The sequence below is a fragment of the Arthrobacter sp. UYEF20 genome (assembly GCF_040546335.1).
In the GTDB taxonomy this organism is placed as follows: Bacteria; Actinomycetota; Actinomycetes; order Actinomycetales; family Micrococcaceae; genus Arthrobacter.
The window spans coordinates 81,741-98,284 of record NZ_JBEPNP010000009.1; the positions used below are offsets into that span (position 1 = coordinate 81,741).

At 67.1% G+C, this 16,544-nt stretch carries 12 protein-coding genes; all 12 read right to left on the reverse strand.

The window, feature by feature from the left end:
- Position 1: 1 nt before the first annotated feature.
- Positions 2-844 carry an ECF transporter S component gene (locus tag ABIB26_RS11995; protein ID WP_354243076.1) on the reverse strand — a complete coding sequence of 281 codons (843 nt, stop codon included), beginning with the start codon at positions 842-844 and terminating at the stop codon, positions 2-4.
- Between the two features lie 133 nt (positions 845-977).
- Positions 978-3,062 (reverse strand): xanthine dehydrogenase family protein molybdopterin-binding subunit, encoded by a 2,085-nt coding sequence (locus tag ABIB26_RS12000; RefSeq protein ID WP_354243079.1) that lies wholly within the window; start codon positions 3,060-3,062, stop codon positions 978-980.
- Positions 3,055-4,050, reverse strand: a complete 996-nt coding sequence (locus ABIB26_RS12005; protein ID WP_354243081.1) for an FAD binding domain-containing protein — start codon at positions 4,048-4,050, stop codon at positions 3,055-3,057. The genes ABIB26_RS12000 and ABIB26_RS12005 overlap by 8 nt, the downstream gene beginning before the upstream one ends.
- Complete coding sequence (locus ABIB26_RS12010; RefSeq protein WP_354243084.1) at positions 4,047-4,610, reverse strand: 2Fe-2S iron-sulfur cluster-binding protein; 564 nt, start codon at positions 4,608-4,610, stop codon at positions 4,047-4,049. Before ABIB26_RS12010 ends, ABIB26_RS12005 begins: the two co-directional genes overlap by 4 nt.
- A 162-nt stretch (positions 4,611-4,772) precedes the next feature.
- A complete protein-coding gene (locus ABIB26_RS12015; protein ID WP_354243087.1) occupies positions 4,773-5,825 on the reverse strand; it encodes a nucleoside hydrolase in 1,053 nt (350 codons plus the stop codon).
- Entirely contained in the window at positions 5,826-6,803 is a 978-nt protein-coding gene (locus ABIB26_RS12020) for an aldo/keto reductase (protein WP_354243089.1), read from the reverse strand.
- Between the two features lie 10 nt (positions 6,804-6,813).
- The gene (locus ABIB26_RS12025) at positions 6,814-7,059 is read right to left on the reverse strand and encodes a helix-hairpin-helix domain-containing protein (RefSeq protein WP_354243092.1); all 246 of its coding nucleotides are present in this window, start codon (positions 7,057-7,059) and stop codon (positions 6,814-6,816) included.
- 124 nt (positions 7,060-7,183) lie between these two features.
- Positions 7,184-7,741: a hypothetical protein gene (locus ABIB26_RS12030; protein WP_354243094.1), complete on the reverse strand. Its 558-nt coding sequence runs from the start codon at positions 7,739-7,741 to the stop codon at positions 7,184-7,186.
- A gap of 109 nt (positions 7,742-7,850) precedes the next feature.
- The gene (gene dxs / locus ABIB26_RS12035) at positions 7,851-9,824 is read right to left on the reverse strand and encodes a 1-deoxy-D-xylulose-5-phosphate synthase (RefSeq protein ID WP_354243096.1); all 1,974 of its coding nucleotides are present in this window, start codon (positions 9,822-9,824) and stop codon (positions 7,851-7,853) included.
- A gap of 160 nt (positions 9,825-9,984) precedes the next feature.
- Complete coding sequence (gene acnA, locus ABIB26_RS12040; protein WP_354243099.1) at positions 9,985-12,813, reverse strand: aconitate hydratase AcnA; 2,829 nt, start codon at positions 12,811-12,813, stop codon at positions 9,985-9,987.
- 197 nt (positions 12,814-13,010) lie between these two features.
- On the reverse strand, positions 13,011-14,381 hold the full coding sequence (locus ABIB26_RS12045) for a class I SAM-dependent RNA methyltransferase (RefSeq protein ID WP_354243102.1): 1,371 nt from the start codon (positions 14,379-14,381) through the stop codon (positions 13,011-13,013).
- Positions 14,378-16,354 carry an APC family permease gene (locus ABIB26_RS12050; protein WP_354243105.1) on the reverse strand — a complete coding sequence of 659 codons (1,977 nt, stop codon included), beginning with the start codon at positions 16,352-16,354 and terminating at the stop codon, positions 14,378-14,380. The genes ABIB26_RS12045 and ABIB26_RS12050 overlap by 4 nt, the downstream gene beginning before the upstream one ends.
- Positions 16,355-16,544: the final 190 nt, after the last annotated feature.

Genomic DNA, 16,544 nt, shown 5'->3' on the forward strand with positions numbered 1-16,544 from the left:
CTCAGGCTTCGGGCGTTCCCGGGGCCGTGCCGGCGAGCACGCGGAACCGCCGGACGAAGGGGAACTGGAAGGTGGTGCGTCGCGGCAAGGCATAGACGAGCAGCGCGGCGATTACGAAGACGATCGCCTTGTCCATCGGGTCCGAGATCAGCGCCTGCTTGGTGATGGCCGCGAGCAGGGTGTCGCCCATGGCGCGGAAGGCGCTGACGATCGCACCGGTGCCCACGCCGGACGTGCCGCCGAAGACGAAGGCGGCGATCGGAGCGGAGACGACGCCGGCGAGGATGCCGGTCATGAACCCCGCGACCGGTGCCAGGTAGAACCGGCGGAACAGTCCGCTGCGCGCGGCCACGCCGGCCAGGAAGCCGATCAGGGCTGCGCCGGCGGCGAAGGGCAGGACGGTGGGGTTGAAGAAGGACCACACGACGCTGCTGAGCGCTCCGGTGGCGGCACCGGCAGCGGGACCGGCCAGGACGGCGATCAAAACCGTGCCGATCGCGTCGAAGTAGAACGGCAGCCCGGTGCTGCCCATGAGCTGGCCGAGGACCACGTTCAAGATCAGCGCCACCGGCATCAGGACCACGGTGGAGGTAGGGAGGACCGGCAGCACGGCGACGATCAGCAGCACGGCGCCGAGCAGGAATCCGCCGAGCGCCACGAGCGCGGAGAAGCTCGCCGGGCCGTTGGCGATGTCCGCCGGCTGGGTGAGGACAAGGAAGATGTACGTGGCCGCGATGGAGGCAGCCCCGGCCAGTTCCAGCAGGCGGCGTCGGCCGGCCGCGTGCCCGGAGTAGGGGTCAGATCCGGGGCCGGAGCCGGGGAGGGTCAGGGACTGCGGTGACATGGGATGGTCCTTCGGCTGGGTAGCTGCAACATCCGCCTATGTCACCTCGGCGCAGCTACCATCCTAGCGAGCAGCGGACCGTGCTGTGAACGGGTGTCGCGCCGGAGTGCCCGTTGGATGAGGTGGATGCCGATCAGGAGAGGAACTTGTCCGGGGTGAGCGGCAACTCTCGAATTCGAATTCCTGTCGCGTTGTAGGAGGCATTCGCAATCGCCGCTGCCGCTCCCACGATGCCGATTTCACCGATTCCCCTGGCCCCGAGCGGCCCGGCGTGATGGTCGATTTCGTCGAGCCAGATCGCCTCCACGTCGGCGATGTCGGCGTTGGTCGGGATGTGGTACTCGGCGAAGTCGTGGTTCATGATGCAGCCAAACCGGGCATCCATAACGCTTTCCTCGTGGAGTGCCATGCCGATTCCCATGGTCATTCCGCCGATGAACTGAGAGCGCGCCGTGCGGGGATTGATGATGCGGCCGGCGGAGAACACTCCGAGCATCCGGGACACCCGGACCTCGCCGGTGTCGGCATGCACGCGGACTTCAGCGAACTGGGCGCCGAAGGAGTGCATCGCATAGCGCTCATTATCGGGATCCACCGGTGCCTTTGCCTGCGTCTCGGCACCGGATGCAGGATTATCGCCATGCTCTTTCCGGAAAGCATCGGCCGCGGCGATGATTGTCCCACCCCAGCTTGCGGTGCCCGAGGAACCACCGGCCACACTGGCTACGGGGAGGGAGGTATCGCCGATTTCGAGCCGTACCAACTCCACCGGACAGTCCAACGCATCGGCCGCAATCTGGGTCAAAGTGGTCCAGGTTCCGGTGCCCAAGTCCGCTGCACCGATTTGTACCGTGTAGCTGCCGTCATTATCGAAGGAAATCCGCGCGGTGTTGCCCGGAATGCGCATGAACGGATACGTCGCACTGGCAACACCCAGCCCTACCAGCCAGCCATCCTCCAGCCGGCTCCGCGGCGGTGCCGAACGCTGGTCCCAACCGAAGCGCCCGGCGCCCTCGCTGAAACACTCCAGCAAATGGCGGCTGGAGAATGGCCTCCCGGATTCCGGATCAACTTCCGGTTCGTTGCGGACCCGGAGCTCAATGGGGTCCAGCCCGCAGGCTTCGGCCAGTTCGTCCATGGCAACTTCCGGGCCGAACATGCCCGGGCATTCGCCGGGCGCACGCATCCACGATGGGATCGGGACATCCAACGCAGCCACACGGTGCGTGGTCCTGCGGTTAGGCGCCGCATACATCATCCGTGCGGGGATGGCGGTCTGCTCGGCGAACTCCTTGATCCTGGAGGTCTGCTCCACCACGTCCTGTGAGATAGCGGTGAGCCGGCCGTCGTCGTGCGCGCCCAACCGCACATGCTGGATGGTGGGCGTCCGGTAGCCCGCGAGCGAAAACATCTGCTGGCGCGTCAACGCGAACTTCACCGGCCGGCCGTTGCTGCATTTGGCCGCAAGTGCGGCAAGCACTACGTGGGCGTGCGGAAGGCCCTTGGACCCGAAGCCGCCGCCCACGTGAGGTGCGATGACCCGGACATCTTCAGGCTCCAGTCCAAAAATCGGCGCAATAGTCTGCCGGACGGGATGGACGCCCTGGGTGGAGTCATACAGCGTCAGGCGCCCGCCGTCCCAGACCGCCACGGTGGTGTGCGGTTCCATCGGATTATTGTGCACGGTTGGAGTGGTGTAGGTGTGATCGATGACGACGGCGGCCTCCGCCAGTGCGGCCTCGACGTCACCTGCGGACGTATCCGTTTCATACCCGGCGTTGACGTGCTCCGGTGCGTACAGTCCGGGGTGGTCCGGGGTGAGTTGGGCATCGTGCTCGGCCGTCTCGTATCCCACGGTCACCAGAGAGGCCGCGTGGCGCGCGGTTTCGGGGGTTTCTGCAATCACGGCGCCGACGAACTGGCCGCGGAAGCCGACGTCGGGGCCCTGCAGAACGGTGTACTCCGCGTCGTCGGTCCGGGCCAGTTTCGGGGCGTTGAGATGGGTGATCACTGCGATCACGCCGTCGAGCGCCTCGGCCTCAGCCGTGTCGATTCGGCTTACTTTTCCCCGCGCGATGGTCGCCTGGACGGGGTGCAGATAGGTGGGGTTGTCTACTGGTTGTTCGAAGGCGTAGCGCGCGGTGCCCCGCACTTTCGCTATGCCGTCTAGGCGCCGGAGGCTGGTGCCGATTGATTTGGATTCGAGCAGTTCAGACATCGTTCCGCCTTCCGGTGAGATCCCGGAGCACCGCAACCATAACGTTGCGGGCCATGGGTATTTTGAAGGCGTTGTCCCGCAGCGCCGCCGCGAATTCCAGTTCCGCTTCAGCAGCTGTGCGAAAATTCTCCTCCGTGGCCTCCGCACCGCGCAGGATTTCCTCGGCGCGTTCTGCGCGCCAGGGTTTGTGGGCCACTCCGCCGAGCGCCATGCGCACTTCGCGGATGGTCCCGCCGCCGTCCATGGCAATCACGGCCGCCACGGACACCAGCGCGAACGCGTACGACGCGCGGTCCCGCACCTTCCGGTACGCTGACCGGCTGTAAGTGCCCGCTGGCAGATCCACCGCAGTGATCAGCTCGCCGTGCTCCAGCATTGTGTCGCGGTCCGGCTCGTCACCGGGAAGACGGTGGAACGCGGTCAGCGGGAGAGTGCGTTCGCCTCCTGGTCCCAGGACCACGATTTCGGCATCGAGTGCGGTCATCGCGACCGCCATATCGGAGGGGTGAACGGCCACGCAGCTGTCCGAGGCGCCAAGGATGGCGTGGTTCCGGGTGTAGCCCTCAAGGGCCGAGCAGCCTGAACCGGGCTCACGCTTGTTGCATGGCGTCGTCACATCCTGGAAGTAGACGCACCGGGTGCGCTGGAGCAGATTTCCGCCGGTGGTGGCCATGTTGCGGAGCTGACCGGAGGCGCCGGCCAGCAGCGCCTCGGCGAGCACGGGATAGCGTTGCCGGATGAGTGGGTGCGCCGCGAGGTCGCTGTTACGGAGCGTCGCGCCAACCCGCACCCGGCCGTCCGCGAGTTCTTCAACGGTGTCCAGCGGAAGCCTGCTGACGTCCACCAGCAGATCCGGGTTGGCGATGCCGAGCTTCATGTGATCCACAAGGTTGGTGCCGCCGCCGAGGAACTTGGCGCCGGGGCGTCCGGTAACCTCCGCAACCGCGCTGGCTGGATCTTCGGCACGCTGGTAGTCGAAGGGCATCATGATTTGGCACCGGCCTTCTGCACTGTCTCTCCAGCGGCACTTTTCCCCGCGGCGCCTTTCCCCACGGCGTCCCGGATCGCGGCCACGATGTTCACATAGGCGCCGCATCGGCAGAGGTTTCCGCTCATACGTTCGCGAATCTCGTCATCGTTCAATTCCACCGGTCCGTTGAGATCGGCGGTGACGTGGCTTGGATGTCCCGCAGCGGCTTCCCGCAGCATTCCCACCGCGGAACACACCTGCCCGGGAGTGCAGTACCCGCACTGGAACCCGTCCCTGTCCAGGAAGGCCTCCTGCACGGGATGCAGTTCATCGCCCTCGCCGAGTCCCTGGGCCGTGGTGACCTCCGCGCCGTCCTCCGCTACGGCGAGCACCAGGCAGGAGGTCACGCGCCGCCCCTCAAGCAGCACCGTGCAGGCGCCGCACTGGCCGTGATCGCAACCCTTCTTCGGCGACGTAACGTCGAGCCTGTCCCGCAGCGCGTCCAACAGAGTCGTGCGGGTATCCACGGTCAACGGCCTCTTGACCCCGTCCACCAGCAGTGTGATCTGAACGTCCATGAATGGAGCACCTCCGGTTGGTACGGACGGGTTGCAGCGGGCCGGCCAAGTGCCAGATACTAAGCGTGCTGATTTCCAAATCTAACCCAGTGATCAGCGGTGAACAACCCTATGCCCGGAGCGGCGGGCCTGCTCCGGCCAGTGGCCCGTTGGGAGTGCCCGCTACCGGCCGCCGAGCCGGCGGGCCAGGGCGCCGACGGAGGAGATCAGCTCATCAAAGCACTGTTCCGGATCGTTGGAGGCCACGATCCGGGCGTTGGGCGGCAGTCCCCAGAGTCCCCGGTAGTCGGCCACCGTGGTGCCGATGAGCAGCGGCGAAGAGGTTTCGACGTCGACTGTTGCCAGCCGCGCCGTGAGCTCGGTGCGGCCGACGGCGGCGCAGGCCGCGAAGGCATCGTGCATGTGCGCCACGTAGCCCTGATCGTGGCTGCGGTGGAACTCCAGGTAGAACCGGATCGCGTCGGACAGGCAGGCGACGAGCGGGCTGCTGGAGGTGCTGCGGAGCCCCTCGGGCTGGCCCGGCAGGACCAGTTCCGGGCCGTCGGTGCCGGCGGCCTCCGCGAGCCGGCGCAGGTGCTCCGGCCGCATTTCGATCCGCTCCGTGGTTTCCAGCGCGCACACCAGCGGGAGCTTGTCCTCGGGCAGGCCGCGGTAGGCCGCGAAGACTTCCCGGGCGGCGTGCGGGTCCACCGAGACGTTCCACTCGGCCGTCGGGGTGGTGTTGCCCTGGTAGTAGAAGCTCCCGCCCATGATGACCAGGCCCTTGAGCAGCCGCGGCAGTTCCGGTTCCCGGCGCAGGGCCAGGGCGAAGTTGGTCAACGGCCCGGTGATGAGCCCGGTCAGCTCCCCCGGGTGTGCCCGGGCTTCCTGTACCCAGACGTCGACGGCGTGCCGGGCCGAGACCTGCTGGGCGGCCGGCGGTAGTTCAGCGTAGCCGATCCCCTGCGGCCCGTGCGTTTCCTCGGTGGTCACCAGCGGGATCTCCAGGGGCACCTCGGCACCGATGGCGACCTCCACGCCCGGGCTCCCGCACAGCTCCAGCAGGGCCAGGTTGTTCAGCGCCACCTGGCGGGCGCCCACGTTGCCGGCGGTGCAGGTGATGGCCTGGATCTGCACCTCCGGGCGGGACAGCAGGTACACGAGGGCCAGTGCGTCGTCGATTCCGGTGTCGACGTCCATCAGCACGGAATGCGTCAGGGCAGGCTCACGGTCCATTTAGAACAGGGCGACCTTCGGCGCCCGCGGGAAGAGGTCGTCGAGTTCTGCCAGTTCCGCGGCGCTCGGGATCCAGGCCACGGCCGCGGCGTTCTGCCGGATCTGCTCGGGCCGGGTGGCGCCGGCGATGACGCTGCTGACGGAGGGCTGGGCCGCAAGCCAAGAGAAAGCGACCTGGATCTCGTTGAGGCCCCGCTCCAGGGCGAAGGCGCTGAAGCTGTCCAGCTGCTCCCAGTCGGCGTCGTGGACGAGGTTGGTGCGGGTGTGGCTCAGCCGCGAGCCGGCCGGCGCCTTGCCCGGGGCGTACTTGCCGGTCAGCAGGCCGTTGGCCAGCGGGAAGTACGGCAGCACGCCCAGTCCGTAGGCCTCCGCAGCGGGGGTGACCTCAAGTTCGGCGCTGCGGTCCAGCAGGTTGTAGTGATTCTGGCTGGAGATGAAGCGTGCTCCCCCGCGGGCCCGCGCCACGAATTCGGCCTCGGCAATCTGCCAGCCGGCCCGGTTCGAGTGACCGATGTAGCGGACCTTCCCGCTCGTCACCAGCTCGTCCAGGGCTGCCAGCGTCTCGTCGATGGGTGTCAGCGGGTCCGGCGTGTGGAACTGGTACAGGTCGATCCAGTCCGTTCCCAGCCGGCGCAGGGAGGCCTCGGCGGCCTTAATGATGTAGCGGCGGGACCCGCGGGCGCCGAAGTCGTTGCCGTTGGTCCCGCTCATGTCCATGCCGAACTTCGTGCCAACGACGGCGTCGTCGCGGCGGCCGGCGAGGGCCTTGCCCAGCATCGTCTCGCTGAGGCCCGGTTCCCGGCCGTAGTTGTCCGCCACGTCGAAGAAGGTGATGCCGGCGTCCAGTGCGGCATGTACGACGGCGTCGGTCCCCTCCTGCGACTCGGTGGCCGTATTGGACCGGCCAAGGTTGTTACAGCCAAGCCCTACGACAGAGACGGTCAGTCCGGAATTTCCCACGCGGCGGTATTCAGTCATGGGATTCAGCCTATAACAGCCCGGCGCCGCTCCCGCCCGAGCCGTCCGGGAGTTCCAGTCCGTTCTCATCCAGGGCGTCCCGCAGCTGGGCCATGGTCCGCGGGCAGACCCCTGCCATGTTGGCGAGTTGGCGTTCGCCCAGCTGCACCAGTTGTTCCAGGGTTTCCACCCCGGCGTGCGCCAGGGATCTGCGGGCCGGTGCCGCAATCCCGCGTGGAAGCGGGGTGCGGCCCGGTTCAAAGGATTTCGGCGTCATTGCGGTTGCCTTTCAGTTGGTAGCCCCCAAACTGATGTGACCCTTACGGTGTGAACTGACGAGCGGTGTGAACTGGCGGAGTGGACTAGCGGTGTGAACTGGCGGAGTGGACTAGCGGAGTGGACTACAGGCTGAAGCCGTTGGCGGGCTTCGGTGAGTGCTTGAGTTTGAAGGACGTCTCGCCGAACGGTGCGGCGCCGATGCTCAGCTTGGTGAAGTCGAGATCCTCGCCGCGGATGCACACCTTAATGGCGTTGACGGCCTTGTTGACGTCCGGGGTGAGGCAGAAGATGTTCAGTTTGGCGTCGGAAAACTCGGACCGGTCCACGATCCCCAGCCCGCGCCAGGCCAGATGGCTGATGAGCGCGTCCTTGGCTTTTTCTTCTAGGTAGCGGTCGCGGTCGGTGCCGTCCTTGGTCTTCAGGGCGTACTGGGCCACCACCCAGAACTGCTCGTCCTCGGGGATTTCGGCGTAGCCGTCCTCGGCGCACTGCACCGCGAAGGCATCCATGAGTCCCTCGGCGGCGGCGGCGTCGGCGACGTCGGTCTCATCGGTTTTGCTTTGGTGCCCGACGACGCCGTGATTCATCACAAACTGGCTGTAGTCCTCGTCAAACCAGGCTTCCCTGAACTCGAGGACCCCTTCTTCGTTGCGTTTGTAGACCCGGATAATTCCGCTCATGTGCCAGTTCCTTCGTGGACCGTGCCGCAACGGCGCCACTGGGGCGCCGTCGGACGGTGTTGCTGTTCGGACGGTTGCTGTTCGGACGGTTGCTGTTCAGACGTCCTGGCTAAAGCAGCGGCAGGCTGCCGGTGCTGGGGTGTTCCTGCCCGGGCAGGGGGCGGGCGAACGGCACCTTGGTCCCAAGGACCTGGGCGACGACGTCGTGCGTGACCCTCTGGGCGGTCAAGCCAACCCGCTCCAGCACCTGGCTGCGGGTTCCGTGGTCCAGGAATTCCACCGGAAGCCCCACCTCGTTCAGTGCGGTGTCCACCCCGGCGGCCCGCATCTCCTGCCGGATCCGGGAGCCGACGCCGCCGGCGCGCACCCCGTCCTCGATGCAGATGACGAGGCGGTGGTGCGAGGCGAGGGCGATGATGGACTTGCGGACGGGCAGCAGCCAGCGGGGGTCCACCACGGTGGAGCTGATGCCCTGGGCGCCGAGCCGGTTGGAGACGTCCAGGGCGAGTTCGGACATCGCCCCGACGCTGACAATCAGGACGTCGTTTTCGGTCGAACCGGCGGGGCGGCGCGCCAGTACGTCCACGCCGTCGCTGAGCCGCTCGATGGCTTCCACCTCGGCCCCGACGCTGCCCTTGGAATAGCGGATCACGCTGGGCGCGTTCTCGATCGCGACGGCCTCGCGGAGTTCCTCGCGCAGCCGGCTGGCGTCTCGCGGGGCGGCAAGGTGCAGTCCCGGGACGATCTGGACCATGGCCATGTCCCACATGCCGTGGTGGCTTGCGCCGTCGGGCCCCGTGACCCCGGCGCGGTCCAGGACCATTGTCACCCCGGCTTTGTGCAGGGCCACATCCATGAGCAGCTGGTCGAAGGCGCGGTTGAGGAAAGTCGCGTAAAGGCTGACCACCGGGTGCAGTCCGCCAAACGCCATGCCGGCGGCGGAGGTGAGCGCGTGCTGTTCGGCGATGCCGACGTCGAACACCCGCTCGGGGTGACGCGCGGCGAACTTGTGCAGCCCTACCGGGATCAGCATGGCGCCGGTGATGCCGACGATGTCCTTGCGTTCGTCCGCGATGTCCGCGATCTCGTCCGCGAAGACGGAAGTCCAGGATTTCGCGCCGCCGGCCTGGGTGGGCTCGCCCGTCTCCGGGTCGATGATGCCGACGGCGTGGAACTGGTCCGCCTCGTGCGCGCGGGCCGGCGCGTAGCCGTGGCCCTTCTCCGTCATGGCGTGGACAATCACGGGTCCGGCGTAGTTCTTGGCGGTGGAGAGGGCGTGTTCCATGGCCTGGAGGTTGTGGCCGTCCACCGGGCCGATGTACTTCATCCCGAGGTCCTCGAACATGCCCTGCGGCGCCCACCAGTCCTTGATGCCCTTCTTCATGGCATGGAGGCTGCGGTAGGTGAACTGGCCCGCGGGTCCGCCGCTCTGCAGCTTCCGGCGCCACCAGTCCAGGGTGCCCTCATAGGCGGGCGCGGCGCGGAAGGAATCGATGGTGGGGCGCAGCGAGGCTAGATAGTCCGCGAAGCCGCCCACCGTCGGGGCGTAGGAGCGGCCGTTGTCGTTGACGACGATCACGACGCGGCGCTTCTTGTCCGCGGCAATGTTGTTGATGGCCTCCCAGGCCATGCCCCCGGTCAGGGCACCGTCGCCCACGACGGCGATGACGTAGCGGTCGCCGTCGCCGGTCAGCCCCCGGGCCCGGGAGATCCCGTCAGCCCAGGACAGGGAGGAGGAGGCGTGCGAGCTTTCGACGATGTCATGCTCGGACTCGGCGCGGTCCGGGTAGCCGGACAGTCCGCCCTGCTGGCGGAGGGTGCTGAAGTCCTGGCGGCCGGTCAGGAGTTTATGGACGTAGGACTGGTGGCCGGTATCGAAGACGATGCTGTCGCGGGGCGAGTCGAAGATCCGGTGCACCGCGATGGTCAGCTCCACGACGCCCAGGTTCGGGCCGAGGTGGCCTCCGGTCTGGGAGACGTTGCCGATCAGGAAGTCCCTGACCTCCGCTGCCAGCTGATCCAGCTGCGCCCCGGACAACTTGCTCAGGTCCTGCGGATTCCGGATAGTCTCCAAGATTCCCAACGGCCCCTCCTTCGAGTGGTAGACATGCCTTTTAACTCTAACGCCTCCGGAGGAACGCCGCTGCCGGAACAGGAGCCGCGGAACGTGAAGGCCCCGGCCGGTCATTGACCGGCCGGGGCCTTCACTGCTGCTGTTTCTCCCGCGGGGAGGGGATTTCCGCCTAGTTGGCGGAGATCTGGCGCAGCACGTACTGCAGGATACCGCCGTTGCGGTAGTAGTCCGCCTCGCCCGGAGTGTCGATGCGCAGGACCGCATCGAAGGACTTGACGGAGCCGTCTTCGGCCGTTGCCGTGACCTTGAGCGTCTTCGGCGTGGTGCCTTCGTTGAGGGCAGTGACGCCCTCGACGGCGAAGGTTTCCGTGCCGATCAGGCCCAGGGTGGCAGCGGATTCGCCGGCCGGGTACTGCAGGGGCAGGACGCCCATGCCGATCAGGTTGGAGCGGTGGATCCGCTCGTAGCTCTCGGCCACCACAGCCTTCACGCCCAGCAGTGCCGTGCCCTTGGCTGCCCAGTCACGGGACGAGCCGGAGCCGTACTCCTTGCCCGCCAGGACCACCAGCGGGGTGCCGGCGCCCTGGTAGTTCTGCGCGGCGTCGTAGACGTAGGCCTGCGGGCCGTCCGCCTGCGTGAAGTCCCGGGTGAAGCCACCCTCGACGCCCGCGCCCTCGTTGAAGTCAGCGAGCAGCTGGTTCTTGATCCGGATATTGGCGAAGGTGCCGCGGATCATGACCTCGTGGTTGCCGCGGCGTGAACCGTAGGAGTTGAAGTCCTTGCGCTCCACGCCGTTGGCCAGCAGGTACTGGCCGGCCGGGGTGTCCGACTTGAAGGAGCCGGCCGGGGAGATGTGGTCGGTCGTGACCGAATCACCGAGCTTCAGCAGCACGCGGGCGCCGCTGATGTCGGTGACAGCGTCCGGCTCAGCCTTCATGCCGTCGAAGTACGGGGGCTTCCGCACGTAGGTGGACTTCGGGTCCCAGGCGAAGGTGTCGCCGGCCGGGGTGTCGAGTGCCTTCCAGCGTGCGTCGCCGTCGAAGACGCCCTCGTAGCCGCGGGCGAACATGTCCTTGTCGATGGAGGAATCGATGACCTGCTGAACCTCGACCGGGTTCGGCCAGATGTCCTTCAGGAAAACGTCGTTGCCGGCCTCGTCCTTGCCGAGTGAATCGGTGTCAAAGTCGAAGTCCATGGAACCGGCCAGGGCGTAGGCGATGACCAGCGGCGGGGAGGCCAGGTAGTTCATCTTCACGTCCGGGTTGATCCGGCCCTCGAAGTTGCGGTTACCGGACAGCACCGCCGTGACCGAAAGGTCGTTGGCCTGGATGGCCTCGGAGATTTCGGCGTCAAGCGGGCCGGAGTTGCCGATGCAGGTGGCGCAGCCGTAGCCGACGATGTAGAAGCCAAGCTTCTCCAGGTACGGCGTCAGGCCCGACTTGTTGTAGTAGTCGGTGACCACCTTGGAACCGGGGGCCACGGAGGTCTTGACCCAGGGCTTGGACATCAGGCCCTTGTCGACGGCGTTGCGGGCCAGCAGTGCGGCGGCCAGCATCACCGACGGGTTGGACGTGTTGGTGCAGGACGTGATCGAGGCGATGGAGACCGCCCCGTGATCCAGCTCGAACTCGCGGCCGTCTTCGGTCTTGATGTGCACCGGGTTGCTCGGACGCCCGTGGGCGCCGTTCGCGGCGGACATAACGCGCTCGATTTCCGTCGTGTGGGAATCGGCGTGCGTGAAGGAAGGCGGGTCCGAGGCCGGGAAGGACTCGTCCAGGGACTCGTCCACGCTGCCGTCTTCGAGCGTGACGTAGTTGTGGATGTCCTTGCGGAACTGTTCCTTGGCATCCGTGAGCTCGATGCGGTCCTGGGGACGCTTCGGGCCGGAGATGGAGGGAACAACCGTGGACAGGTCCAGCTCGAGGTACTCGGAGAACTTGATCTCGCGGGAGGGATCGTGCCAGAGGCCCTGTTCCTTCGCGTAGGACTCCACGAGGGCCACGTTCTCGTCGGACCGGCCGGTGAGGCGCAGGTAGTCGAGGGTGACGTCGTCGATCGGGAACATGGCGGCCGTGGAGCCGAACTCCGGGCTCATGTTGCCGATGGTGGCGCGGTTGGCCAGCGGCACAGCCGCGACGCCTTCGCCGTAGAACTCGACGAACTTGCCCACCACACCGTGCTTGCGCAGCTGTTCGGTGATGGTCAGGACGACGTCGGTGGCGGTGGCGCCGGCCGGGATGGACCCGGTCAGCTTGAAGCCCACGACGCGCGGGATCAGCATGGAGACGGGCTGGCCGAGCATGGCAGCCTCGGCCTCGATGCCGCCCACGCCCCAGCCCAGCACGCCCATGCCGTTGACCATGGTGGTGTGTGAGTCGGTGCCGACGCAGGTGTCCGGGTAGGCCCGGACAACGCCGTCAATTTCGCGGGTCATGACCGTGCGGGCCAGGTACTCGATGTTGACCTGGTGCACGATGCCGGTTCCCGGCGGGACCACCTTGAAGTCGTCAAATGCGGTCTGGCCCCACCGCAGGAACTGGTACCGCTCGCCGTTGCGCTGGTACTCGATCTCCATGTTGCGCTCCAGCGCGCCGGAGTTGCCGAAGGCATCGATCTGCACGGAGTGGTCGATCACCATTTCCGCCGGTGCCAGCGGGTTGACCCGCTTGGGGTCTCCACCGAGTTCCTTGACGGCCTCACGCATGGTGGCAAGGTCCACAACGCAGGGCACGCCAGTGAAGTCCTGCATGATCACGCGCGCCGGCGTGAACTGGATTTCAGTGTCGGGCTCCGCGCTGGGGTCCCAGCCGGCCAGTGCTCGGACGTGGTCGGCCGTGATGTTGGCGCCGTCCTCGGTCCTCAACAGGTTTTCAAGCAATACCTTGAGGCTGAACGGAAGGTTTTCTGCACCTTCAACGGAGTTCAACCGGAAAATTTCGTATTCGGTACCGGCTACATTAAGTTTGCCTTTTGAACCGAAGCTGTCCACAATGCTCATCGCAGGACTCCTCTCGCAACAGTTTCATCTTTGTCGCGCCGCAGACCCCATGCTAGTTAGGTCAACCTAACTGGCACTGAGACTCGCCAGGACAAGTCGTCGGGACAAGTCGCCAGGACCAGGATCAGCAGGTATTGCATGAGGTCAGCCGTGATTACGGAGCGCGACGTCGGACTACTAGGCCTATCGTAGTGGCATCAGCGCCGGGGAGTCAGCAGCGCCACAGTCTCCATGTGGTGGGTGTGCGGATACAGGTCGAAGGCCCGTAGTCCCGAGAGTTCCCAGCCGCCCTGCTGGAAGTAGCCGAGGTCGCGTGCGAACGACGCCGGATCGCACGAGACGTAGGCGACGGCGCGGGGGCCCGTGCCGATCAGCTGGTTCACGACGGCTTTGCCGGCGCCGGCCCGGGGCGGGTCCAGCAGGATGGCGTCGAAATTGCGCTGATTCTGGCGCAGCACCCGCTCCACCCGGCCCTGGACAATTTCGACCTGGGACGCGCCGTGCAGGTTCTTGCGGGCGTCCCGGCTGGTGCCGGGTGACCCTTCCACGGACAGCACCGATCCGGTCACGCCCACGGCGTCGGCGAGGGGCGCCGTGAAGAGTCCGGCCCCGGCATAGAGGTCCGCGACCACCGCCCCCGCGTCCAGGAAACCGCCGTCGTGCAGGAAGCCGGTCATGGCCCCGACGAGGGTGTCCGGGCCGGCGCGGTGGATCTGCCAGAACCCGTCGCCCGTGACACGGTAGTCATGGCCGGCCGCGGTCTCCTGGACGTAGGTCCGCCCGCGCAGCTGCAGGGCCTCGCCCTTGGCCGGGTCGAAGCTGGCCACCGAGACGTCCTCCGGAAGCTGCGCGAGGATGGCGCTGAGGCGCTTGGCCCGGGTACCCGGGGCCGGGACCAGGAGTACGAGCGGGCGGGAACCGTTGGCCGGGGCCGCGACCTCCACGCGTTCGATGCCCTGCAGGTCGATCTCCCAGAGCCGGAGGGCGTTGATGCCGTCCACCGCCAGGGGCATCTCCCGGACCGGCAGGACGGTGTCGGAGCGGTGCGCGTGCATGCCGAGTTTGCCGCCGGGTGTGACGGCGAAGCCGGCCCGGGTCCGCCAGGCCAGGCCGCCGGGCGTTCCTGCTGCCGCGGGGCTTTCCGCTGTTCCCGTCTGCTCCCCCACCGCTTCAACCACCGGTGAAAGCTCGACGCCGGCCAGGCGCTTGAGCTGTTCGGCCAGCACCTCGGCCTTGAGGCTGCGCTGGCGTGCCAGTGAAATGTGGCCCAGCTCCGCCCCGCCGAGGGGCGGGTGGCGGTGGGACCAGGAGCGGCGGGAGTCGGCAAAGTCCCAGAAGTGCTCCACCCGGTCCGGGGATGCCGCCAGGACCTCCACCACGTCGCCGCGCCAGAACTTGGCGTCCGGGGCCGACTCGGTCAGGCGGACCCGGACCTTCTCGCCCGGGATCCCGTGCCGGACGAACACCACGCGTCCCTCATGCCGGGCAACGCAGTGGCCGCCGTGGGCCACCGGCCCGACGTCGACCACGAGGTCGGTGTGGGATTGCGTGGCTGTTTCGGGGCTCATTGGATATCCTGCAGTTTCTTGGCTTCTTCGGACGATTTCAGCTGCCAGGGCACGCTGGCAACCATGACTCCCGGCTCGAAGTGGAGCCGGGTCTTGATGCGCAGCGCGGTCTGGTTGTGGACCAGCTGCTCCCACCATTTGCCGACGACGTACTCCGGGATGTACACGACGATCAGGTCCCGGGGGGAGTCGCGCCGCATGTTCTTGACGTACTCCATGATGGGCGTCACCGTTTCGCGGAACGGGCTGGCCAGCACCGTCAGCGGTACCGGGATTTCCAGTTTCTCCCAGTCTGCGACGGTCTGCTCGGTCTCCTCCTGGCTGATGTCCACGGTGATGGCGTCCAGCCGGGAGGGCCGCGAGGCCCGGGCGTAGGCCAGCGCACGCAGCACGGGCTTGCGGACGTGCGAGACGAGCAGTACGGCGTGCACGCGGGTGGGCAGCGCGCGCGGCGAGGAGTCCTCATCCACGGCGAGTTCCTTGGCCACGTTGTCGTAGTGCGCCCGGATGCTCCACATGATGAGGAACAGCACGAACATCGCCAGCAGCGCGATCCAGGCGCCCTGTTCGAACTTCGTGATCAGCACAATCACCAGGACCAGGGCGGTCATGCCGAAGCCGATCGTGTTGATGGTCCGGGACTTGACCATCCGCAGCTTCGCCGCCGGGTCCTTGGCGAGCTTCAGTTCCCGGCCCCAGTGCCGGATCATGCCGAGCTGGCTCATGGTGAAGGAGATGAAGACGCCCACGATGTAGAGCTGGATGAGTTTTGTGACGTCCGCGTTGAAGGCGATGATCAGCACCAGGGCGCCGGCGGCCAGCGCCAGCACACCGTTGCTGAAGGCCAGGCGGTCCCCGCGGGTGCGCAGCTGGCGGGGCAGGTAGCCGTCCTGGGCCAGGATGGAGCCGAGGACCGGGAACCCGTTGAAGGCCGTGTTGGAGGCGAACACCAGGATCACGCCGGTCGCGGCGACCACGAGGTAGAACGGGATCGATCCGGCGCCGAAGATGGTCTGCGCGATCTGGCTGATCGCGGGGCTCTGGATATAGTCCTCCGCCACCGGCTTGCCGTCCAGCAGGAATTCCTTTGCCGGGTCCAGCACGATGTGCACCTTGGTGGCGTTGGCGAGGTAGATGATGCCGGCCAGCATGGAGGCGGCAATCACGCCAAGCAGCAGCAGCGTGGTAGCCGCGTTCTTGCTCTTGGGCTTCTGGAAGTTCGGCACGCCGTTGCTGATCGCCTCGACGCCGGTCAGGGCGGCGGCGCCGGAGGAGAACGCGCGCAGCAGCAGGAAGGCGCCCGCCAGCCCGACCAGACCTTCGTCGAAGCCTCCCGCGGGCACAATGGCGAAGGCGGCCGAGGGCGCCTGGCCCAGCTGCCCGGTGGCGGCCTGGAAGATGCCGACGGCCGTCATTCCCAGGATGGAGGCCATGAAGATGTAGGTCGGCACGGCGAAGACGCTGCCGGCTTCCCGGATGCCGCGCAGGTTCACGAGGGCCAGGATCACGACGCCGATCGTGGCGATGGCGGCCTGCTGGCCGTGCAGCGAGGGGATGGCGGTGGTCAGGTAGGCGGCGGCGGAGGACATCGACACGGCGACGGTCAGCACGTAGTCAACGAGCAGCGCGGCGGCGACAGTGAGGCCGGCGTACTTGCCCAGGTTCACGTTGGCGATCTCGTAGTCGCCGCCGCCGGAGGGGTAGGCGTGGACGTTCTGGCGGTAGGAGGCGACGACCGTCAGCAGCACCACCATGACGGCCAGCCCCACCCAGGGTGAAAACGCCACGGCGCTGACCCCGGCCAGGGCCAGCGTCAGGAGGATTTCGTCCGGCGCGTATGCCACGGAGGACAGCGCGTCGGAGGCGAAAATGGGCAGCGCGATCCGCTTCGGCAGCAGGGTGTGGGCCAGACTCTCGTTCCGGAAGGGCTTGCCTACCAGCACCCGCTTCACGGCATTGAATATTGTCAGCACCAGACAAAGCTAGTCGCATTCGCGCGCGATGTCATGACGGCTTCGTCCGCTGGGTCCTGGCGGCAAGCTGCGGGGCGCCCGGCGGCGGGGCGCCGCGGGCCGCAGCGGGGACCCGGCGGCGGGGCGCGGCACTAGCCGCGGCACAGCCGGCGGCGGGGCGCGGCACTGGCTGCGGGGCGCCGCATGGCCG